The organism is Kitasatospora sp. NPDC059327, assembly GCF_042752535.1.
Taxonomy (GTDB): Bacteria; Actinomycetota; Actinomycetes; order Streptomycetales; family Streptomycetaceae; genus Kitasatospora.
Window position 1 is genome coordinate 36,007 of the sequence record NZ_JBHYYB010000052.1, and the last position, 21,491, is coordinate 57,497.

At 73.7% G+C, this 21,491-nt stretch carries 16 protein-coding genes and 1 pseudogene; all 17 read left to right on the forward strand.

Annotated features, from left to right (window positions below):
• The first annotated feature begins 91 nt into the window (after window positions 1-91).
• The 17 genes and pseudogenes from ACFXHB_RS27500 (at window position 92) to ACFXHB_RS27580 (ending at window position 21,380) form a co-directional block, all read left to right on the forward strand.
• The gene (locus tag ACFXHB_RS27500; protein ID WP_380577333.1) at window positions 92-1,216 is read left to right on the forward strand and encodes a Gfo/Idh/MocA family protein; all 1,125 of its coding nucleotides are present in this window, start codon (window positions 92-94) and stop codon (window positions 1,214-1,216) included.
• A complete protein-coding gene (locus tag ACFXHB_RS27505) occupies window positions 1,213-2,703 on the forward strand; it encodes a sugar ABC transporter ATP-binding protein (protein WP_380577334.1) in 1,491 nt (496 codons plus the stop codon). The genes ACFXHB_RS27500 and ACFXHB_RS27505 overlap by 4 nt, the downstream gene beginning before the upstream one ends.
• Window positions 2,700-3,710: an ABC transporter permease gene (locus tag ACFXHB_RS27510; protein ID WP_380577335.1), complete on the forward strand. Its 1,011-nt coding sequence runs from the start codon at window positions 2,700-2,702 to the stop codon at window positions 3,708-3,710. Before ACFXHB_RS27505 ends, ACFXHB_RS27510 begins: the two co-directional genes overlap by 4 nt.
• Entirely contained in the window at window positions 3,707-4,690 is a 984-nt protein-coding gene (locus ACFXHB_RS27515) for an ABC transporter permease (protein ID WP_380577336.1), read from the forward strand. Before ACFXHB_RS27510 ends, ACFXHB_RS27515 begins: the two co-directional genes overlap by 4 nt.
• A gap of 30 nt (window positions 4,691-4,720) precedes the next feature.
• Window positions 4,721-5,902, forward strand: a complete 1,182-nt coding sequence (locus ACFXHB_RS27520; RefSeq protein WP_380577337.1) for a substrate-binding domain-containing protein — start codon at window positions 4,721-4,723, stop codon at window positions 5,900-5,902.
• Between the two features lie 505 nt (window positions 5,903-6,407).
• Entirely contained in the window at window positions 6,408-7,262 is an 855-nt protein-coding gene (locus ACFXHB_RS27525; protein WP_380577338.1) for a sugar phosphate isomerase/epimerase family protein, read from the forward strand.
• A gap of 36 nt (window positions 7,263-7,298) precedes the next feature.
• Window positions 7,299-10,781, forward strand: coding sequence for a ThuA domain-containing protein (locus ACFXHB_RS27530; RefSeq protein ID WP_380577339.1), 3,483 nt, complete (start codon window positions 7,299-7,301; stop codon window positions 10,779-10,781).
• Between the two features lie 150 nt (window positions 10,782-10,931).
• The gene (locus ACFXHB_RS27535) at window positions 10,932-11,936 is read left to right on the forward strand and encodes a sugar phosphate isomerase/epimerase family protein (protein ID WP_380577340.1); all 1,005 of its coding nucleotides are present in this window, start codon (window positions 10,932-10,934) and stop codon (window positions 11,934-11,936) included.
• A gap of 160 nt (window positions 11,937-12,096) precedes the next feature.
• Entirely contained in the window at window positions 12,097-13,251 is a 1,155-nt protein-coding gene (locus tag ACFXHB_RS27540) for an inositol-3-phosphate synthase (protein ID WP_380577341.1), read from the forward strand.
• Between the two features lie 365 nt (window positions 13,252-13,616).
• The gene (locus tag ACFXHB_RS27545) at window positions 13,617-14,537 is read left to right on the forward strand and encodes an SCO3242 family prenyltransferase (protein WP_380577342.1); all 921 of its coding nucleotides are present in this window, start codon (window positions 13,617-13,619) and stop codon (window positions 14,535-14,537) included.
• Window positions 14,534-15,451 (forward strand): annotated as a pseudogene (locus ACFXHB_RS27550) (sugar phosphate isomerase/epimerase family protein); the annotation flags it as partial. The gene ACFXHB_RS27545 and the pseudogene ACFXHB_RS27550, both read left to right, overlap by 4 nt.
• Before the next feature lie 42 nt (window positions 15,452-15,493).
• Window positions 15,494-16,186 (forward strand): EboA domain-containing protein, encoded by a 693-nt coding sequence (locus ACFXHB_RS27555; RefSeq protein WP_380577354.1) that lies wholly within the window; start codon window positions 15,494-15,496, stop codon window positions 16,184-16,186.
• Entirely contained in the window at window positions 16,186-17,064 is an 879-nt protein-coding gene (locus ACFXHB_RS27560) for a TatD family hydrolase (RefSeq protein WP_380577343.1), read from the forward strand. The genes ACFXHB_RS27555 and ACFXHB_RS27560 overlap by 1 nt, the downstream gene beginning before the upstream one ends.
• Before the next feature lie 12 nt (window positions 17,065-17,076).
• Complete coding sequence (gene eboE / locus ACFXHB_RS27565; protein WP_380577344.1) at window positions 17,077-18,279, forward strand: metabolite traffic protein EboE; 1,203 nt, start codon at window positions 17,077-17,079, stop codon at window positions 18,277-18,279.
• Window positions 18,276-19,709: an alkaline phosphatase family protein gene (locus ACFXHB_RS27570; protein ID WP_380577345.1), complete on the forward strand. Its 1,434-nt coding sequence runs from the start codon at window positions 18,276-18,278 to the stop codon at window positions 19,707-19,709. Before eboE ends, ACFXHB_RS27570 begins: the two co-directional genes overlap by 4 nt.
• A gap of 368 nt (window positions 19,710-20,077) precedes the next feature.
• A complete protein-coding gene (locus ACFXHB_RS27575) occupies window positions 20,078-21,070 on the forward strand; it encodes a beta-ketoacyl-ACP synthase 3 (RefSeq protein ID WP_380577346.1) in 993 nt (330 codons plus the stop codon).
• Window positions 21,071-21,137: 67 nt separating this feature from the next.
• Window positions 21,138-21,380, forward strand: coding sequence for an acyl carrier protein (locus ACFXHB_RS27580; RefSeq protein ID WP_380577347.1), 243 nt, complete (start codon window positions 21,138-21,140; stop codon window positions 21,378-21,380).
• Window positions 21,381-21,491 lie beyond the last annotated feature (111 nt).

The window sequence follows — 21,491 nt, forward strand, 5'->3', positions numbered from 1 at the left end:
CTGACACCAAAGCCAGAAGTTCTGCTCTGGTGACAAATGTTCCGTGACTTCTGATTGACGGGCGCCAGAAGTCCTTTCTAGCATGCGTCACATGAATGAGACGCAGGTAACACTGGCGACACACGGCGGCCGGACCGGCGCCGGGGCGTTACGAACGGCCGTGGTCGGCGCCGGGTTCATGGCCCGGGTCCACGCGGAGTCGGTGCGCCGCGCGGGAGGGCGGGTGGTGGCCGTCGTGGCGCCGCACCGGGAGGCCGCGGCGGCGGTCGGGGCGGAGCGCTCCTACGCCGACCTGGACGCGCTGCTCTCCGGTGACGCCGAGGTCGACGCGCTGCACGTCTGCACCCCGAACGTCACGCATGCCGGCATCGCCCGCGCCGCGCTCGCGGCCGGTGTCCACGTGATCTGCGAGAAGCCGCTGACCACGTCGATCGCCGACGCGGAGGCGCTGGTGGCCGCGTCGGCCGGCCGGATCGCCGCCGTCCCGTTCGTCTACCGGTTCCATCCGATGGTCCGGGAACTGCGCGCCCGGCTGGCGGCCGGCGAGGCGGGCATCGTGTCGTCGGTCAGCGGCAGCTACCTGCAGGACTGGCTGGCGTCCTCGACCGACCAGGACTGGCGCGTCGACCCGGCGCTCGGCGGGCCGTCGCGGGCGTTCGCCGACATCGGATCGCACTGGTGCGACCTGCTGGAGTTCACCACCGGTGACCGGATCGCCCGGCTGTCGGCCCAGACCGTCACGGTCCACGAACGCGGTGACCGCACCACCGAGGAGCTCGCCACCGAGGACCTCTCCAGCGTCCACTTCACCACCGTCGGCGGGGTGGTCGGCACCCTGGTCGTCTCCCAGGTGGCGGCCGGGCGCAAGAACCGGCTGCACCTGGAGGTGTCCGGCACCGAGGCCAGCTTCGCCTTCGACCAGGAGGACCCGGAACGGCTGTGGATCGGCCGCCGCTCGGAGAGCACGGTACTCCTGCGCGACCCGGGCACCCTGTCGCCGGGCGCCGCGCGCTACGCACGGCTTCCCGCCGGTCACGCGCAGGGCTACCAGGACTGCTTCGACGCGTTCGTGGCCGACACCCACCGCGCGATACGCGACGGGACCCCGGTCGAGGGCCTGCCCACCTTCACCGACGGACTGCGCGCCGTGCGCGTGACCGACGCCGTCCTGCGCTCCGCCGCGGCGGACGGTGCCTGGGTGGAGGTCGCGCCATGAGCGAGGTCCTGATCGCCCTGGAGGACATCTCCAAGAGCTTCCTCGGCGTTCCGGTGCTGCGTGGCGTCGGCCTGGAGCTGCGGGCCGGCGAGGTGCACGCCCTGATGGGGGAGAACGGCGCGGGCAAGTCCACGCTGCTCAAGGTGCTGGCGGGCGTGCACCGGCCCGACGCGGGCCGCGTCCTCGTCCGGGGCGAGGAGACGTCGTTCGCCGGCCCGCGCGACGCGGAGGCCGCCGGCATCGCGATCATCCACCAGGAGCTCAACCTCCTGCCGCACCGGACCGTCGCCGAGAACGTCTTCCTGGGCCGTGAGCCCGTACGGCGCGGTCGGGTCGACCGCCGCGCGCTGGAGGCCGAGACGCACCGGCTGCTGCGGTGGCTGGGGACGGAGGACATCGCCCCGGACACGGAGGTGTCCCGGCTCTCCGTGGCGCAGCGGCAGGTCGTGGAGATCGTCAAGGCCCTGTCGACGGACGCGAAGGTGCTCGCCATGGACGAGCCGACCGCCGCCCTGGCCGACCATGAGGTCGAACTCCTCTACGCCCTGGTGAACAGGTTGCGCGAACGCGGCATGGCGATCCTGTACGTCTCGCACCGGATGCGTGAGGTCTTCGATCTCAGCCAGCGCGTCACGGTCCTGAAGGACGGGGCGTTCGTCGCCTGTTCCGCGACCGGGGACCTGACCTCGGATCTGCTGGTCCGCCAGATGGTGGGGCGTTCGCTGGACGCGCTGTACCCGTGGCGCCGGTCCGGGACGGGTGGCCCGGTGCGGCTGGCGCTGCGCGGAGCGGGCAACGGGCGGGTGCGCGACGTGTCGTTCGAGGTGCGGGCCGGGGAGATCGTCGGGCTGGCCGGCCTGCAGGGATCGGGCCGCTCGGCGATCGCCCGGGCCGTCTGGGGGGTGCAGCCCTTCACCGCCGGCACGGTGGAGGTGGACGGAGTGCCGACGCGCATCACCCGGCCCCGCACGGCGGTGCGGGAGGGGATCGGCTTCGTCACCGAGGACCGCAAGGGCGAAGGGCTGGCGCTGCGGCAGTCCGTGCGGGACAACGCGCTGCTCGTGCGCCGGGTGGCGCTGCGGGGGAGGGCGGCCCGCCGCAGCGGTGACCTCGCCGACCTGCTGCGGTCGGTGAACCTCGTCGCCCGCAGCGCGTACCAGGAGGTGCGCTTCCTCTCCGGCGGCAACCAGCAGAAGGTCGTGCTGGGCAAGTGGCTGGCGGTCAGGCCGCGCGTGCTGATCGTCGACGAGCCGACGCGGGGCATCGACGTCGGGGCCAAGCAGGCCGTGTACCGGCTGCTGCGGGACCTGGCGTCGGACGGCATGGCGATCCTGATGATCTCCTCCGAGCTGCCCGAACTGATCGGAATGAGCGACCGGATCCTGGTCATGCACGAGGGGGCCGTCGCCGGCGAACTGGCCGCCGGCGCGTCGGAGGAGGCCGTGATGGGCCTGGCCACCGGACACGAGATCGGAGAGGTCGCATGAGTGCCGTCCAGCAGGAGGTGCCCGTCGCGCGGCCCGCGCCGCCCGCGGCCCGTCGGTTCTCCCCGAACCCGACCGTGACGGTCTACCTGGCCCTGGTCGCGCTGCTGGTCGTCGGGAGCGTCCTGGTCGGGATGAGGGGAGGGGTGCTGCTCGACCAGGGCGGCATCCTCAACATCGCCACCCGCAGCACCGTGCTCGGCCTGGTCGCCGTCGGCCAGACGATGGTCGTCGTCACCGGCTCGCTCGATCTGTCGGTGGCCTACCTGGTCGGCCTGTGCTCGCTCGTCGCCGCCGAGACGATGGCGGGCAGCACGTCGATGACGGTGCCAGGCGTCCTGCTGGCCCTCGCGGTCGCCGCGCTGGTCGGCCTGGCCAACGGACTGGTCATCACCGTGCTGAGGACCAACGCCTTCATCGCCACCCTCGGCGTCGCCCTGATCCTGCGCGGGTACCTGGAACACAACTACACCGGCCCCGCGGGCAGCGTCCCCCGGGCCTTCCAACGCCTGGGCTACGAGCGGATCGGCCCGGTGCCGGTGGCCGCGCTGCTGATGGCCGCCGTGGCGGCGGGCGCGTGGTGGTACCTGCGCCGCACCCGGCCCGGCTACCACATGTACGCGGTGGGCGGTGACATCGAGGTGGCCCGACTGTCCGGCGTCCGCACCTCACGCACCCTCATCACGGCCCACGTCCTGTGCGCCCTGATGGCCGGGCTGGCCGGCGTCCTCCTCGCCGCCCGGCTGGGCTCGGGCGCGCCCTACGTCGGCACGGACGCGGGCTACGACCTCGAATCCATCGCCGCCGTCGTGCTGGGCGGTGCGGCGCTCGCCGGTGGCCGCGGCGGGGTCGTCGGCACCCTCGGCGGCGTCCTCATCCTGGCCACCCTGGACACCGTCTTCGACGACCTCGCGGTGGACCCGTTCTTCAAGGACGTGGTGCGCGGGGTCGTCCTCATCGCCGCGGTGGCGCTCTACGCCCGCCGCGCACTCAACGGGAGGTCGACGTGACCGGGAGACCGCGCGTCGCGGACGGCACACTGCCCGTCCTCGTGGTCCTGACGACCCTGCTGGTGGCCCTGGCCTTCGCCGGTGGCGCCTACACCGAGCCCTCCGGGTACCTGGCGCTGCTCAAACGCGCCGCGCCGCTGGTCCTCCTCGCCATCGGTCAGTACTTCGTCATCGTGTCCGGGGGATTCGACCTGTCGGTCGGCTCCCTGGTCACCGCCCAGGTCGTCATCGCGGCCCGGTTGGTCGACGGTGACGACGGCAACACCGGCTGGACCATCGCCCTGCTCCTCGGACTGGGGTGTCTGGTCGGCCTCGTCAACGGACTGCTCACCACCCGACTGCTCGTGCCCTCCTTCATCGTGACGCTGGGCATGCTGCTCGTCCTGGACGGGGCCGTCTTCCTGTGGACCGGGGGAGCGCCGCGCGGTGCCCTGTCCTCCTCGTTCCGGGTGCTCGGCCGGGGAGCCGTCGACGCGCCCGTCCTCGGCCCGGTGCCGTGGTCGGTGTTCGTCCTGGCGGCGGTGCTGATCGCCGCGGTGCTCTTCATGCGCGGCGGCACCGGGCGGACCCTGCTCGCGGTGGGCGACAACGACAACGCCGTGCGCCTGGCCGGCGGCCGGGTGGAACGACTGCGGGTGCTCGCGTTCGTGCTGTCCGGTCTGCTCGCGGCGCTGGCCGCCATCCTGCTCGCCGGTTTCGCCGGGGTGTCCGCCCAGGTGGGTGAGGGCCTGGAGTTCCGGGCCATCACCGCCGTCGTGCTGGGCGGTGTGGCGATCGGCGGAGGCCGCGGCTCGGTGGTGGCCGCCGCGGCCGGGGCGCTCTCCCTGGAGGCGCTCTTCTCCCTCCTCAACCTCCTCGGCGTCTCCGGCGCGTTGGAGTCCGCCGTCCAGGGCGTGATCATCATCGCCGCCGTCGCCTACGCCGCCCACGGATCCCTCCTGCGCCGCAAGGTGAAGGTCCGCAAGCCAGAACTCGCCTGAATCACCGTCAGCAACAACCAAGGAGAAACGATGAAGAGACAGTTGATCGTCCTGGCCGTGGTGGTCCTCGCGGCCGCCGGGTGTTCGAGTGACCTGCCCGCACCGGCCGGTCAGGGCGCGGACTCCGCGCGGCAGCCCGCGGCGAAGTCGGGCTTCTTCGACCAGGCCGTCCACGACAAGCAGCTCGGACAGCGCACCGCGAAGCCCGTCAGCGTCACCGGCGACTCCACCAAGCCCTGGGAGCAGGCGCTGGACCCGGAGATGGTGGACACCACCCGGTACGCCAAGCCCGGCGGCGACTACAACCTGTGCTTCTCCAACGCCTCGGTGGGCAACCCGTGGCGGCAGGTCGGGTGGAAGACCATGCAGGCCGAGGTCAAGCTCCACCCCGAGATCACCAAGTTCACCGTGCTCGACGCGGAATCCAAGGACGACAAGCAGATCAGCGACATCCAGTCCTTCGCCTCCAAGGGCTGCAGTGCCGTGATCGTCTCCCCGAACACCACCGCCACCCTCACCCCCGCCGTCGAGTCGGCCTGCGCCACGGGCGTGCCGGTCATCGTGTTCGACCGAGGCGTGAAGACCACCTGTCCGGTCACCTACGTCCACCCGATCGGGGGCTTCGCCTTCGGCGCGGACGGCGCGGAGTTCCTGAAGCGGGAGGTGCCCGCCGGCGGCAAGGTCCTGGCCCTGCGCATCTCGCCCGGCGTGGACGTGCTGGAGCAGCGGTGGGCCGCCGCGAACGAGGCGTTCAAGGACGGCAGGATCAAGGTCGTCGGGGTCGAGTTCACCGACGGGGACGCCGCGAAGACCAAGACGATCGTCGGTGACTACCTCCAGCGCGAAGGCACGATCGACGGGGTCTGGATGGACTCCGGCGCGACCGCCGTCGCGGCGGTCGAGGCGTTCCAGGACGCGGGGATCGCCATGCCCGCGATGGTGGGCGAGGACCAGCAGGACTTCCTGCGGATGTGGGCCGACCAGAAGCTGAAGGCCGTCGCACCGACGTATCCGACCTACCAGTGGCGCACCCCGGTCATCGCGGCGCTGCGCATCCTCAACGGCAAGGAGGTTCCCCGGGAATGGGTGCTGCCCCAGCCCAAGATCACGCAGGACACCCTGAATGAGCACCTCAAGGTGGACATGCCGCCGTTGCACTACGCCATGTGCGGGTGCGAGCAGATGCCCGAGTACCCCGCCCGCTGGAAGTAGCCGAGCCACCGTGGGCGGGCCGCCCCCGACCCGCCCCGCCCACGGTCCTCCTCCGGCGGAATGCCGCCCCGCGGTCCCGCCACGCCGTTCTCCGGCCGGATGCCGGCTTGGCGCACCGGCCGCCCCGCGGTGGCCGGCCGGCCGAAGGCCGCCGAGGACGGTGCGTCGGCCCGGGGGCGAACGCGGCGGCGCTCCGCCCTTCCCCGCCCCCGGGTTGACGGCTCACCACCGCGGCCGCCCGTAGTCGACAGCGCGTCAGAACCAGGTCGATTCCGCCGGCCCGAGGAACCGGACGGAATGCGGTGGGCGACCGGGAAACCACCCGGTGGCCTTTATGCGCGCAATTACCACGCTGCCGGACAATGATCCGTCAGCGTACCTTCGGCTGCCCGCGAAAGGGCCGGAATGCCGTATCCGCGGGCTGGCTGGAAAAGGTCGATATCGGTAGTGATTTGGTCGTCCCTTTACATTGACCGGCCCTTTCAACTGCCTTACGTTAACGCCTATGTGGAACATCGGCGTGAATACGTGGGTATGGACCTCGCCCTTGACCGACGAGAGTCTGTCCGCCCTGGCGCCCCGTGTGCGTGACTGGGGCTTCGACGTCATCGAACTTCCGGTGGAACAGCCCGGCGACTGGGATCCGCACCGAGCCGCGGCACTGCTGAACGGTCTCGGACTGCGTGTGACGGTCTGTCTGGTCATGCCGCCGGGACGGGAGTTGGTGGAGGCCGGGGCCGACACGGTGGCCGACACCCAGGCGTATCTGCGACACGTGGTGGACGTCGCCGCCACCGTGGGCAGCCCGGTCGTCGCCGGGCCGGCCTACAGCTCGGTCGGACGCACCTGGCGCATCGACGACCGCTCCTCGCTCTACCGGAGCCTTCGCGCGAACCTCGCGCCGGGGGTGGAGTACGCCGCCGAGCGGAACGTCCGCGTCGCGGTCGAGCCGCTGAACCGCTACGAGACCAGTCTCGTCAACACCGTCGAGCAAGGACTGGAGGCCCTCGACGGCCTGGCCCCGGAAGGCTGGGGACTGGCGCTCGACACCTACCACCTCAACATCGAGGAGTCCGATCCGGCCCGCGCCATCACCACGGCCGGCGACCGGCTCGCGCACGTCCAGGTGTGCGCGAATGACCGCGGCACGCCGGGCAGGGACCACCAGGACTGGAACGCGCTCCTGGGCGCGCTGGCCGAGGCCGAGTACCGGGGGCCGCTGTGCATCGAGTCCTTCACCCCGGACAACGCCTCCATCGCCACGGCCGCCTCGATCTGGCGTCCGCTGGCATCCTCCCCCGACCACCTGGCCGTTGACGGCCTGTCCTTCCTGCGCGGCGCCACCGCCGCGTTCAGCTGACACCGCTTCACCCTCCCTCACCCAAGGAGTTGAACCGTGCTCGTCCAGCTCAGACGACTACTCGCGGTCGCCGTTCCCCTGCTCGTGGCGGCGGGCGTGCTGGGCCCCGTGCCCGTCGCGTCCGCCCACCCCGGGAGCACGCACGTGCTGCTGTTCTCCAAGACCGCCGCGGGCGCCTACCGTCACACCTCGATCCCGGCGGGGATCGCCATGTTCGACGCGCTCGCGACCGAGCGCAACTGGGAGGTGACGAAGTCCGAGGACTCCGCCGTCTTCAACGACGCCGACCTCGCCCGGTTCGACGTCATCGTCATGCTGCAGACCTCCGGCATGGTCTGGGACACCGACGGGCAGCGCACCGCGATGCAGAAGTACGTGCGCGACGGCGGTGGCGTGGTGGCGATCCACAACGCCACCGACATGAACATCGAGAGCCAGTTCCCCTGGTGGGACCAGCTGCTCGGGATGACCATGACCCAGCACTCCGCCATCGTCCCCGGCGTGGCGAAGGTGGCCGACAAGAAGCACCCCTCGGGCGCCGGCCTGCCCGACCGGTGGAACCGCACCGAGGAGTGGTACAACTTCAACCGGTCCGGACGCGGTGACGTACAAGTGCTGGTGACCGCGGACGAGACCACCTACAACGCCGGACCGTCCAAGATGGGCGCGGACCACCCCATCTCCTGGTGCCGCAACTTCGAGGGCGGCAAGGTCTGGGCGACGGGTATGGGGCACCAGGCGGAGGCGTACTCCGAGCCGGGTTTCCGGACGCACATCGCGGGCGGCGTGGAGAGCGCGGCCGGCAAGGTCGCCGCGGACTGCGGCCCCACCGTGTGGAGCAGCTTCGAGAAGGTCGCCCTCGACGAGTCGACCATCGCGCCCAGCGCCCTGGACATCGCCCCGGACGGCCGGGTCTTCTACGCCGAGTACGGCGGCAAGCTGAAGATCTACAAGCCCGCCACCCGCAGCACCGTCGTCGCGGCCCAGCTGAGCGTCTACGGCGGCGGCACGATCTCCGAGGACGGGCTGACCGGACTGGCGCTGGATCCCGGCTTCGCCACCAACAACCAGGTCTACCTCGCCTACTCACCGAGCGGGACGACCGAGGAGATCGCCAGGATCTCCCGGTTCACCCTGGTGAACGACACGCTGGACCTCGCCAGTGAGCGGATCCTGCTCACCGTGCCGATGTCCCGTCAATCGGAACCCGGCCACACCGGCGGCTACCTCACCTTCGGCCCGGGCGGGAACCTCTACATCGGCGTCGGCGACGACATCAACCCGTTCGCCTCCGACGGCTACACGCCCATCGACGAGAGGGCCGGCCGCAAGCTGTTCGACGCGCAGGGCACCGCGGCCAACACCAACGACCTGCGCGGCAAGATCCTGCGCATCCACCCCGAGAGCAACGGCACCTACACCATCCCCTCGGGCAACCTGTTCGCGCCCGGCACGGCCTCGACCCGGCCCGAGATCTACGCCATGGGCTTCCGCAATCCCTTCCGCTTCAGCGTCCACCCCACCACCGGCGCCATCTACGCGGCGGACTACGGACCCGACTCCGGCGCGGACAGCGCCACCCGCGGCCCGGGGGGCATGGTCGAGTGGAACGTGATCGACTCGCCCGGCAACTACGGCTGGCCGTACTGCGTCGGCAACAACACCCCCTACAAGGACCACGACTTCGCCACCAACACCTCCGGCGCGTCGTTCGACTGCGCCGCGCCGCGGAACACCTCGCCCAACAACACCGGTCTGACCACGCTCCCCGCGGCCCGCGCCGCCGACGTCTGGTACGGCAACAGCGCCAGCGAGGGCAACAAGTTCCCGGAGCTGGGTGTCAGCAACGGCGAGGCGCCGATGGCCTTCCCCATCTACCGCTACGACGCCGCGAACCCCTCCGGCACCAAGTTCCCCGCGTACTACGACCAGACGCCGTTCTTCGGCGAGTGGTCCCGCGACAAGATGTTCGAGTTCCGCCTGGACTCCTCCGGGAAGCTGCTGAAGATCAACGACTTCCTGTCCTCGATGGACTTCAAGTCCCCCATGGACATGAAGTTCGGCCCGGACGGGTCGATGTACCTGCTGACCTGGGGCTCCGGCTGGAGCGACAACGTCCACCTGCCCGGCTCGGGTCTCTACCGCATCGACTACGGCGCGGGCCAGCGCAGCCCGGTCGCCCGGGCGACGGCCACGCCGACCGACGGCGGGACACCGCTGACCGTCCGCTTCTCCAGCGCCGGCTCCAGCGATCCGGAGAACGGCGCGCTGACCTACCGGTGGGCCTTCGGTGACGGCGCCACCTCGACCGAGGCCAACCCCACCCACACCTACGCCCAGCGCGGCACCTACGGCGCCCAACTGACCGTCACCGACCCCACGGGCAGGACCGGCACGGCCAACCTGTCCATCACCGCGGGCAACACCACGCCCACGGTCAGGTTCAACGGCCCGGCGGACGGAGCCATGTACGCCTGGGGCGACCTCATCCCCTACAGCGTCTCGGTCACGGACCCCGAGGACGGGACGATCGACTGCAACCGGGTCACCACCCAGGGCAACATCGGCCACGACGCGCACAAGCACCCGCTCGGCAGCCCGATCCAGGGATGCTCCGGAACCATCGTGGCCGAAGCCGACGAGGAGCACCAGAACAGCAACGCCCACATCATCGGCTCCGCCTCGTACACCGACAACGGCGCGACCGGACTGCCGGCGCTGACCGGCAGCGCCGGCGTCGTGCTGCAGCCCAAGCGCAAGCAGGCCGAGTACTACGGCGGCGCGTCCGGCGTGCGGGTGGAGTCGCGGACCGGCGCCGAGTCCGGAGCCCGCGTCACCGACATCAGCGACAACGACTGGATCTCCTTCAAGCCGGTGAACTTCACCGGGATCCAGCAGGTCTCCTTCAAGGTGTCCTCGCCCGCCGGCGGCGGCACGATCGAGCTGCGCGCCGGCTCGCCGACCGGCCGGCTCGTCGCTTCCTCGCCCGTCACCGGCACCGGAGGAGCGGACAGTTACGTCAGCCTTCCGCCGGTCGACGTGACCGACCCGGGCGGCACCGTGGACCTGTACGTCGTGTTCAGGACGACGGTCGCCAACGGCTTCACGCTCGACTCGATCACCTACAGCGGGCCGGGTGTCGGAGCACCGGCCGGCAAGCAGATCATCGGTGTCGGGAACAAGTGCGTCGACGTCGACCGGGGCTCCGCCAACAGCTCGCTCGTCCACCTGTGGACCTGCAACACCGGTGCCAACCAGAAGTGGGCGCAGAGCGGCGAAACCCTCCAGTCCCTGGGCAAGTGCCTCGAAGTCCAGGGCAACAGCCAGGCCGACGGCGCGTTCGTCCAGCTGTCGACCTGCAACGGCGGCACCGGACAGAAGTGGTCCGTCCGGCCCGACAACACCATCCGCAACGGCACCAAGTGCCTGGACGCCAACGGTGCCTCCTCCGCGGACGGAACCCGGCTGATCCTCTGGCCCTGCCACGGCGGCGCCAACCAGAACTGGAGGCTGAGCTGACAGTGGCGCTCCGCCCCGGGCGGTAGCCCTTCCTCCGGCACGCCGCCCCGCTGCCAGCCCGACAGCGGGGCGGCGTGCCCTACCCCCACCGCCTTGCCACCCCCACCCCTCACTCCCTTCGCCGCCGTCACCGCCCAGGAGGCTCACGCCGTGTCACGCCCCTTCACCCTCTTCACCGGCCAGTGGGCCGACCTGCCCCTGGAGGAGGTCTGCCGGCTCGCCCGCGACTTCGGCTACGACGGCCTCGAACTCGCCTGCTGGGGAGACCACTTCGAGGTCGACAAGGCACTGGCCGACCCGGGCTACCTGGCCGGCCGGCGGGCCCTGCTCGACACCTACGGGCTCAGCTGTTCGGCCATCTCCAACCACCTGGTCGGCCAGGCGGTGTGCGACCACCCCATCGACGAGCGCCACCGGGGCATCCTGCCCGCCCGGATCTGGGGCGACGGCGAGGCGGAGGGCGTACGGCGGCGGGCGGCGCGGGAGATGGCCGACACCGCGCGGGCGGCGGCCGCCTTCGGCGTACGGACGGTGGTCGGCTTCACCGGCTCGTCCATCTGGCACACGGTGGCGATGTTCCCCCCGGTGCCGGAACGGATGGTCGAGCGCGGCTACGAGGACTTCGCCGAGCGCTGGAACCCGATCCTCGACGTGTTCGACGCCGAGGGGGTCCGCTTCGCCCACGAGGTCCACCCGGGGGAGATCGCCTACGACTACTGGACCACCGAGCGGGCCCTGGCGGCCGTCGAGCGGCGGCCCGCGTTCGGGCTCAACTTCGACCCGAGCCACTTCGTCTGGCAGGACCTGGACCCGGTCGGCTTCCTGTGGGACTTCCGGGACCGGATCTACCACGTGGACTGCAAGGAGACGCGCAAGCGGCTGGACGGCCGCAACGGCCGGCTGGGCTCCCACCTGCCCTGGGGCGACCCCCGGCGCGGCTGGGACTTCGTGTCGGCCGGCCGTGGCGAGGTGCCCTGGGAGGACGTCTTCCGGATGCTGCGTTCCATCGGCTACGGCGGCCCGGTCTCGGTGGAGTGGGAGGACGCCGGCATGGACCGCCTGACGGGCGCCGCGGAAGCGCTCGCCACCCTGAGGCGGTACGACTTCGAACCGCCGGCCGCCTCCTTCGACGCGGCCTTCGGGTCCTCCGACTAGCGCGCGCCGCCGCCCCCGCGCGAGCCCCCGGACCCGGCCCCGACCCCGGCCCGGGGGCCGGCCCGCCCCACCCACCGTCCGGGCCCGCGCAGGCCGGCCGCCCCCACGTCGCCGCACCGTGCGCCACACGATCTTCCGCCCCCCACCAAGGAGGTACGCCATGCCCGTTGAGCACCCGCCGGTCGCCGAGGACCGGCACCCCGAGACCCGCACCGGAGTATGGCTGGTCGGGGCGCGCGGCTCCGTCGCCGTCACCGCCGTCGCCGGGTGCGCGGCGCTCGCCGCCGGGCTGCGTCCGGCGACCGGCATGGTCACGGAAACCCCGCCGTTCGCCGCGGCCGGGCTGCCCCGGCTCGACTCGCTGGTCTTCGGCGGCCACGACACGGCCGTCTGCCCACTGCCCAAGCGCGCCGAGGAGCTCACCGCCGGCGGTGTCCTCCCGCAGGGGCTGGCCGTCGCCGTCCACCGCGAACTGGCCGACGCCGACGCCGAGGTACGCCCGGGCGGACCCCAGCCCGGGGACACCCGCGGTGACGCCGAGCTGGTGGCCGCCTTCGCCGCCGACATCGCCGGGTTCACCGCGCGGCACGCTCTGGCGCGCACCGTCGTGATCAACGTCGCCTCCACCGAGGCCGCCCCGGCGACCGGAACCACCCGCCTCGCGCCCAGCTCCCTCTACGCGGCCGCCGCACTCCGGGCGGGCTGCCCCTACGTCAACTTCACCCCCTCCACCGGACTGCACGCCCCCGCCCTGCGGGCCGAGGCCGCTCGCGCCGCCGTCCCGTACGCCGGGCGTGACGGGAAGACGGGACAGACCCTGCTGCGCTCCGTGCTGGCGCCGATGTTCCGTCAGCGCTCCCTGGACGTGCGCGCCTGGTCCGGCGCCAACCTGCTCGGCGGTGGTGACGGCGCCGCGCTGGCGGACCCGGCGGCGGCCGCCGCCAAGAACGCCGGGAAGGGACGGGTCCTCGCCGACACCCTCGGTCACCGCCCGGAGGGCGAGGTGCACATCGACGACGTGCCCGCGCTCGGCGACTGGAAGACCGCCTGGGACCACATCGCCTTCGACGGCTTCCTCGGCTCCCGCATGGTCCTCCAGACGATCTGGCAGGGCTGCGACTCGGCGCTGGCCGCGCCGCTCGTCCTCGATCTCGTCCGGCTGCTGGCCCGTGCCCACGCGATCGGCCTCACCGGTCCCCGCCCGGAACTGGGCTTCTACTTCAAGGACCCGGACGGCGGCCCCGCCGCGCTGGCCGAGCAGTACGAGGCCCTGCTCACCTTCGCGCGGCGGCTCGGCGAGGGGGACGACCGATGAGCGAGATCCCGCCCCCGAGGAGCGGCAGACCGTACCGGGGGAGCCGGACCGCCCCGGAGGCCGGCAGCCCGACGGTGCTCGACAGCCGCGCCGCGCGGGGCCGCGGCCGCCCCGCCGCTCCTGCGGGCTCAGCACCCGCGGGCTCAGCACCCGCGCCGGTATCGCGGCCGCGACCCGACCGCACGCCGCCGCCCGCGGCCGCGCCGGCGCCGGACACGCGGCCCGACGCCGCACCCGTCCCGGCCGGGGCCGCCGGCCCGTGGACGGCGGCCCGGCGAAGCGGCGACCGCCACCCGGCGGGGGAGCGACTCCGGCCGGGTACGCGCCTGCGCGCCTGGGCCGAGCTGCTGAGGGTGTCGGCGCTGGTGAGCGTCCCGGGTGACGCCCTCGTCGGCGCCGCCGCCACCGGTGTGCGGCCCGGCCGGGGCACCGGATGGGCGATCGGGGCCTCGATCTGCCTGTACGAGGCCGGCATGGCCCTCAACGACTGGGCCGACCAGGAGGAGGACGCCGCCGACCGGCCGCACCGGCCCCTCCCCTCCGGGCGGATCGCCCCGGGCGCGGCGCTGGCGGCCGCTGCAGCGCTGAGCGCGGCGGGACTGCTGTGCGCCGCCCGGGCCGGCCGACGCCCGCTGGCGGTGGCGGGCGCGGTCACCGCCGCCGTCTGGGCCTACGACCTCAAGCTCAAGCACACCCCCGCGGGACCGGCGGCCATGGCGGCGGCCCGGGCCCTGGACGTGCTGCTGGGCGCCACCGCCGCGGTGGCGCCGGCCGGGGCCGGGGAGGCGGCCACGACGCGGCCGGGAGGCGGCCGGGCCCGTACCGCACTGCCGGCGGCCGCCGTGCTCGGGGCGCACGCCTACGCGATCACGGCGGTCTCCCGGCACGAGGCGCACGGTGGTTCCAGCACCGCACCGCTGGCCGCTCTCGCGACCGGCGCCGCCCTCGCCGGGTGGGTGCTGCGCCCGGCGCCGAACCCCCGCGGCCTGCCCGGACCGGCGGCCGTCCCCGCCGCCGCGGCTGCCGCCGCCCCATCCGCGGCGTCCTACGGGGCCACCCTGCTCGCCACCGCCGGGTACCTCCGTACCGCCGGCCCGCCCTTCCTGCACGCCGCGCTCAACCCCTCGGCCCCGCTGACCACGAGGGCCGTCGGAAGCGGCATCCGGGCCGTCGTCCCGCTCCAGGCGGCGCTGGCCGCCCGCGCCGGCGCCCCGGTGGCCGCGGCCGCCCTGCTGGCGGCCGTTCCGCTCGCCCGCGCCCTGGCCCGGAGAGTGAGCCCCACATGAGCGGCCCCGGCCCGACGCCTCCGCCCGCCCCCGCCGGTCTCCGCTTCGGCTACGGCACCAACGGTCTGACCGACCTCCGACTGGACGACGCCCTCGGCCTCCTCGCCGACCTCGGCTACGACGGAGTCGGGCTGACGCTCGACCACATGCACCTGGACCCGCGGGCGCCCGGCCTGGCGGCCCGCACCGGAAAGGCGGCGGCCCGGCTGGCCGAACTGGGCCTGGAGGTCACGGTGGAGACCGGGGCCCGCTACGTCCTGGACCCGCGCCGCAAGCACGGTCCCACGCTGCTCGACCCGGACCCGCGAGACCGGGCCGCCCGCGCCGGGCTGCTGGCCACCGCCGTGCGGGTCGCCGCCGACCTCGGCGCCCACGCCGTGCACTGCTTCAGCGGCGTCCTGCCGTCCGCCACCCCGCCCCACCGGGGCTGGCAGCGCCTGGCCGGCTCCCTGGCCCCCGTCCTCGCGGTCGCCGAACGCGCGGGCGTGCCCCTCGCCATCGAGCCCGAACCGGGCCACCTGCTGGCCACCCTCGCCGACTTCCACCGGCTCCGCTCCCTCCTCGGGAACCCCGGACCCGAGCTGCTCGGGCTCACCCTGGACATCGGCCACTGCCAGTGTCTGGAGCCCGCGTCCCCCGCCGACTGCGTCAGGGCCGCCGCGCCCTGGCTGCGGCACGCGCAGATCGAGGACATGCGCCGCGGCGTCCACGAACACCTGCCCTTCGGCGAAGGCGAGATCGACTTCCCTCCGGTCCTGGACGCCCTCACCGCCATCGGCTACCGGGGCCTCACGGTGGTGGAACTGCCCCGGCACTCGCACGCCGGCCCGGAACTCGCCTGCAGCTCCCTGGCCTTCCTCCGAGCACGCACCACCCCGCCCCGGGTGGCCCCCACCGGCGCGGGTCCCGGGACCCGGGACCGCACCGAACCCCACCGTGAAGGGAGTACCGACTCCATGGCCCCGATCCCGGCGTCCCCCTCGGCCGCGGACCCGACAACCGCCGCCCCGACAACCGCCGCCCCGACACCCCCCGCCCCGGCCCCGGCCGCCCCGGCCGCCGCGTCCGGCGAGGACCGACGCGACCGGCTCGGCGACGCCGTCCGCGGCCGGCCGTCCGCACCACCCGCCGAAGCCGCCCCCGCCGGCGCCCGCCCCGACGGGTGGGACACCAGGTTCGCCTCGGCGGGCCGCGACCGCGGCCCCGAACACGCCGACGCGGTACGAATCCTGCTGCTGCGCACCGCCCGGCCCGGCCCGGACACCCTCACCCGGCTCTACCGCCACGGCGACGCCGCCGAACGGCGGGCCGTCCTGCTGGCCCTCCCCTTCCTGGCGTCCGGGCCGGAGCTGCTGCCCCTCGTGGAGGACGCCCTGCGCACCCACGACACGCGGCTGCTCGCCGCCGCGGTCGGCCCCTACGGCGCCGCCCACCTCGACCCCCACGCCTGGCGCCACGCCGTACTGAAGTGCCTGTTCACCGGCGTGCCCGTGGCGGCGGTGGCCGAGCTCGCGGACCGCGCCCGTGCCGACGCCGAACTGGCCCGGATGCTGACCGACTTCGCCGCCGAGCGCACCGCCGCCGGCCGCCCCGTCCCCGCCGACCTCCGCCGCGTCCTCGCTCTGACCGCCCCTCCGCAGGAGTCCTGATGCGCATCTTCGACCCGCACATCCACATGACCTCCCGCACCACCGACGACTACCGGGCGATGTACGACGCCGGCGTCCGCGTCGTCGTGGAACCCTCCTTCTGGCTGGGCCAGCCCCGGACCGCGCCGGACAGCTTCTTCGACTACTTCGACGCCCTGCTCGGCTGGGAACCCTTCCGGGCCGCCCAGTACGGCATCACCCACCTCTGCACCCTCGCCCTCAACCCCAAGGAGGCCAACGACCCCCGGCTCACCCCCGTCCTGGACGCCCTGCCCCGTTACCTCGCGAAGGACTCCGTCGTCGCCGTCGGCGAGATCGGCTACGACTCGATGACCCCGGCCGAGGACGCCGCCCTGGCGGCGCAGCTCCAGCTCGCCGCCGACCACGGCCTGCCCGCCCTCGTCCACACCCCGCACCGGGACAAGCTCGCCGGTCTGCGACGCACCCTCGACCTGGTGAAGGAGTCCGCGCTGCCGGTGGAGCGGGTGCTGCTCGACCACCTCAACGAGACCACGGTGCGGGAGGCCGCCGACAGCGGCGCCTGGCTCGGCTTCTCCGTCTACCCGGACACCAAGATGGACGAGGACCGGATGGTCGCGGTGCTGAAGGAGCACGGTACCGAGCGGGTGCTGGTGAACTCGGCCGCCGACTGGGGGAAGAGCGATCCGCTGAAGACCCGCAAGGTCGGCGACGCCATGCTCGCCGCGGGGTTCACGGACGAGGAGGTCGACCAGGTCCTCTGGCGCAACCCCGTCGCCTTCTACGGCCTGAGCGGCCGCCTCCGGATCGCCGCCCTCGCGCCCGGCGCGCCCTCGCCCGGTGCCCTCGCGCCCGGTGCCCTCCACGAGGGCAACTCCATCCGCCGCGGCGGGGAATGAGGCGAGCCGGCCATGCGCTTCCGCCACCCGGACGGCTCGACCGTCCACCTCGCCTACTGCACCAACGTCCACCCCGCCGAGACCTTCGACGGCGTCCTCGCCCAGCTGGGTGAGCACTGCGAGCCGGTCCGCGCACGCCTGGGCCTCGACCGTCTCGGCATCGGGCTGTGGCTCGCCAGGGACGCCACCCAAACCCTGGTCACCGACCCCGCCGCCCTGCCCCGGCTGCGCTCCGAACTCGACCGGCGCGGTCTGGAGGTGGTCACCTTCAACGGCTTCCCCTACCGGGGCTTCGGCGCCGAGGTGGTCAAGTACCGCGTCTACCAGCCCGATTGGACCCGCCCCGAACGGCTGGCCCACACCACCGACCTGGCCGGCCTCCTCGCCGCGCTGCTCCCCGACGACGTCACCGAAGGCTCCGTCTCCACCCTCCCGATCGCCTGGCGCACGCCCGCCGACCCGGCCGCGGCCCAGCTCGCCCGCACCGCGCTCCGCCGCCTCGCCGCCCGGCTGGACGACCTGGAGGAACGCACCGGCAAGTCCCTGCGGATCGCGCTGGAACCCGAACCGGGATGCGTCATCGAGACCACCGCCGACGCCATCGGCCCCCTCACCGGGATCGCGAGCCCCCGCATCGGCGTCTGCGTCGACACCTGCCACCTCGCCACGTCCTTCGAAGACCCGACGAGCGCCCTGGACGCCCTCGCCGCGGCGGGGATCACCGTCCCCAAGGTCCAGCTCTCCGCCGCCCTGCACGCCGAGCACCCGCACCTCCCCGAGGTGCGCCAAGCCCTCGCCGGGTACGCCGAACCCCGCTTCCTGCACCAGACGCGCACCCTGTCCCGGCGGCCGGCCCCCGGAGCGACCCGGGCCGACCTCGGGCTCCTCGGCACCGACGACCTCCCCGAGGCACTCGCCCCCGCCCCGGCACTGCCCACCGCCGCTCCCTGGCGCTCGCACTTCCACGTCCCGCTGCACCGGCCGCCCGACCCGCCGCTCACCTCCACCCTTCCCGTCCTCCAGGACGCGCTCGCCCGGCTGGTGGGCGGGCCGGCGCCGCTCACCCGGCACCTGGAGGTGGAGACCTACACCTGGCGGGCCCTTCCGCCGGAGCTGCGCCCCCGCACCCGCGCCCAGCTCGCGGACGGCATCGCGGCCGAACTCGCGGTCGCCCGCGACCTCCTCACCGACCTCGGTCTCAAGGAACTGCCATGACCCCCACCACCGGCCCGCAGGCCTCCGACCGGCCCACCCCGCTGCTCGTGCTGGACGTGGTCGGCCTCACCCCGCGCCTGCTGGAGCACATGCCGAACCTGCGGGCCCTCGGTGACGCGGGCTCCCGAGCACCGCTGTCCACGGTGCTTCCCGCCGTCACCTGCACCGCCCAGTCCACCTTCCTCACCGGCACCCTCCCCACCGAACACGGCATCGTCGGCAACGGCTGGTACTTCCGCGAACTCGGCGACGTCCTCCTCTGGCGCCAGCACAACGGCCTGGTCTCCGGCGACCGGCTCTGGGACGCGGGCCGGCGCGCCCACCCCGGCTACACCGTCGCCAACATCTGCTGGTGGTACGCCATGGGCGCCGACACCGACATCACCGTCACCCCGCGCCCCATCTACTACGCCGACGGCCGCAAGGAGCCCGACTGCTACACCCGGCCACCCGCCCTCCACGACGAACTCACCGACCTCCTCGGCACCTTCCCCCTCTTCCACTTCTGGGGCCCGGGCGCCGACCTCGTCTCCAGCCGATGGATCATCGATGCCACCCGTCACATCCTGCGCACCCGCGCCCCCGACCTCGCCCTGTGCTACGTCCCCCACCTCGACTACGACCTCCAGCGCCACGGCCCCGACGACCCGCGCGCGCACCGGGCGGCCGCCGAGGTCGACGCCGCCCTGGCCCCGCTGCTGGCGGACGCCGCGGCGCAGGGGCGGACCGTGGTCGCCCTGTCCGAGTACGGCATCACCCCCGTCAGCCGCCCGGTGGACATCAACCGCGTCCTGCGGCGCGCCGGTCTGCTGGAGGTGCACACCCAGGACGGCATGGAGTACCTCGACCCCATGGCCTCCCGCGCCTTCGCCGTCGCCGACCACCAGATCGCCCACGTGTACGTCCGCCGTCCGGAGGATCTCGACCTCGTACGCGCCGTCCTCGCCGACCTGCCCGGTGTCGAACGGCTCCTGGACGACGAGGGCAAGAAGGCGAACGGCCTCGACCACCCCCGCTCCGGGGAGCTCGTCGCCGTAGCCGAACCCGACGCGTGGTTCACGTACTACTACTGGCTCGACGACGCCCGCGCCCCGGACTTCGCGGCGCTGGTGGAGATCCACCGCAAACCCGGGTACGACCCGGCCGAGCTGGTCATGGACCCCGAGGACCCCTACGTGCGGGTGAGGGCCGCGACGGCGGTCGCCCGCAAGAAGCTCGGCCTGCGCTACCGGATGGCGGTCGTCCCCCTGGACCCCTCACCCGTCCGCGGCAGCCACGGACGCCTCCCCGCGAGCGACGACGACGGTCCGCTCATCCTCTGCTCCGCCGCCGGCGTCCTTCCCGGCCGCGTCGCGGCCACCGGGGTGAAGGCCCTCCTGCTGGACCTCGCCGGCCTGCGCGGCACCGGCGAACCGCCCGCGACCCCCTGAGTCCTCGTGGTCCACTCCGGCCGGGGGAGGCGGTGCCGTGCGGATCCGGCCGGACGGGCGGCGGCCCGACGGCGCCGCGCGTTCGTCCGGCCCCGTCCGTCCGGCGCCGCCGGGCGGGGCCGTGCTCTCCTTCTGCGGTGCGCTTCCGCCTCGCGGGGCCGGGAGTTCAACGCGTGCACGCACGTCCGGCGAGAGTGCCTTGCCGCTGTCCCGGAGCGGGGGGTCTGATGTGGCTGAGCCGTCCGACCGCGCCGCGGCAGCCGCGCGGACACCGTCGGTGCCGGCGGCTCGCCGGCGTCCGCCCGCCCTGACCGATCCGGGGCGCGGGCAGCCGCATCCGGTTCGCCCTCCCAGAAGTGGACAGTCACATGAACGAGCTTCCTGGTCCGCACCGGGCCGTCGTCGCCGCCGTCGGGCGTTCCCCCGTCGCGGGGGCCCGGATCGCGGGGCTGGGTGCCTACCGGCCCGCGAGGGTGGTCGGCAACGACGAGGCCGCCGCGAACGCGGGAGTCGAGGCGGAGTGGATCGCCCGGCGGGTGGGGGTGCGGGAACGCCGCTACGCCTCCCGCGCGGAGAGCGTGGTGGCCATGGCCACCGAGGCGGGGCGCGCGGCCCTGGCGGACGCGGCGGTGAGCGCCGCGGCGGTCGACGTCGTGGTCCTGGCCACCTGTTCGATGCCCTCGCCGATGCCCAACGGTGCCGCACAGGTGGTGGCCGGACTGGGCTGCCGGGCGGCGGGCTTCGACCTGAACGCCGCCTGCTCCGGCTTCGGCCACGGCCTGGCCGTGGCCGACGCCCTGGTCCGGGCCGGCACCGCGGGCGGTGTCCTCGTCGTCGCGTCCGAACGCATGACGGACTGGGTGGCGCCCGGGGACCGCGACACCGGGCCGATCTTCGCCGACGGCGCGGCCGCGGCTCTGGTCCTGCCCTCGGGTGAACCGGCCATCTTCCCGGTCGCCTGGGGCAGTGACGGCGCGCAGGCCGCCCTGATCACCATCCCCGCCGCCACCGGTCGGATGGAGATGGCCGGGCGGAAGGTCTTCCGCTGGGCCTCCAGCGCCCTGACACCCGTCATCGAGGCCGCCTGCGAGCGGGCCGGGCTCGACCCCCGGGACCTGAAGGCGCTCGTGCCCCACCAGGCCAATCTCCGCATCATCGACGCGCTCGCCCAGAGCCTGGAAGCACCGGAGCTGGTGACCGCCACCGACGTGATCCACGCCGGCAACACCTGCGCGGCCTCCGTCCCCCTCGCCCTGCACGCCCTGCGCGAGAGCGGCGAGATCGTCAGCGGCGACCCGGTCCTGCTCTTCGGGTTCGGCGCCGGTCTCACCTACGCGGCCCAGGTCGTGCGCTGCCCGTGACCCGGGCGCCGTCCCCCGTCGGCCGCGGCCCCCGCGAGCCGTCCCACCAGAGAAGGAGCAGGACGAGATGACCACCGACTTCGCGACGCTGGACCGGGTCCGGCGCATCATCGCGCTCCTCGCCGAGCGCCCCGCCGACGGGATCCGACCCGAGGACCGGCTCTTCGAGGACCTGAGTCTGGACTCCCTCCAGATCACCGAACTGGCCGAGAGGCTGGAGCGGGAGACGGGGGTGTCCGTGGACGAGGAGCTGCTGAACGCGGCCGGGGCGACCGTCGCCCGCTGCGTCGAGATCGTGGCCGGAGCCTGACCCCGGGCTGGGGGGGGGGGGGCCGGGGGGCCGGCGCCCCCCGGGGGGGGGGGGCGGGGGCGGCGCCGGGGGGGGCGGGGGAACCCGCCCGGAAGGAAGGGGGGGGCCCCC

Excerpts from the sequence above, each read along its gene's own strand:
- ACFXHB_RS27580 (WP_380577347.1), top strand. The coding sequence starts at position 21,138 with ATGACCACCGACTTCGCGACGCTGGACCGGGTCCGGCGCATCATCGCG.
- ACFXHB_RS27575 (WP_380577346.1), top strand. The coding sequence starts at position 20,078 with ATGAACGAGCTTCCTGGTCCGCACCGGGCCGTCGTCGCCGCCGTCGGG.
- ACFXHB_RS27525 (WP_380577338.1), top strand. The coding sequence starts at position 6,408 with ATGTGGAACATCGGCGTGAATACGTGGGTATGGACCTCGCCCTTGACC.
- ACFXHB_RS27560 (WP_380577343.1), top strand. The coding sequence starts at position 16,186 with ATGCGCATCTTCGACCCGCACATCCACATGACCTCCCGCACCACCGAC.
- ACFXHB_RS27520 (WP_380577337.1), top strand. The coding sequence starts at position 4,721 with ATGAAGAGACAGTTGATCGTCCTGGCCGTGGTGGTCCTCGCGGCCGCC.
- ACFXHB_RS27540 (WP_380577341.1), top strand. The coding sequence starts at position 12,097 with ATGCCCGTTGAGCACCCGCCGGTCGCCGAGGACCGGCACCCCGAGACC.
- eboE (WP_380577344.1), top strand. The coding sequence starts at position 17,077 with ATGCGCTTCCGCCACCCGGACGGCTCGACCGTCCACCTCGCCTACTGC.
- ACFXHB_RS27500 (WP_380577333.1), top strand. The coding sequence starts at position 92 with ATGAATGAGACGCAGGTAACACTGGCGACACACGGCGGCCGGACCGGC.
- ACFXHB_RS27570 (WP_380577345.1), top strand. The coding sequence starts at position 18,276 with ATGACCCCCACCACCGGCCCGCAGGCCTCCGACCGGCCCACCCCGCTG.
- ACFXHB_RS27510 (WP_380577335.1), top strand. The coding sequence starts at position 2,700 with ATGAGTGCCGTCCAGCAGGAGGTGCCCGTCGCGCGGCCCGCGCCGCCC.
- ACFXHB_RS27555 (WP_380577354.1), top strand. The coding sequence starts at position 15,494 with ATGGCCCCGATCCCGGCGTCCCCCTCGGCCGCGGACCCGACAACCGCC.
- ACFXHB_RS27505 (WP_380577334.1), top strand. The coding sequence starts at position 1,213 with ATGAGCGAGGTCCTGATCGCCCTGGAGGACATCTCCAAGAGCTTCCTC.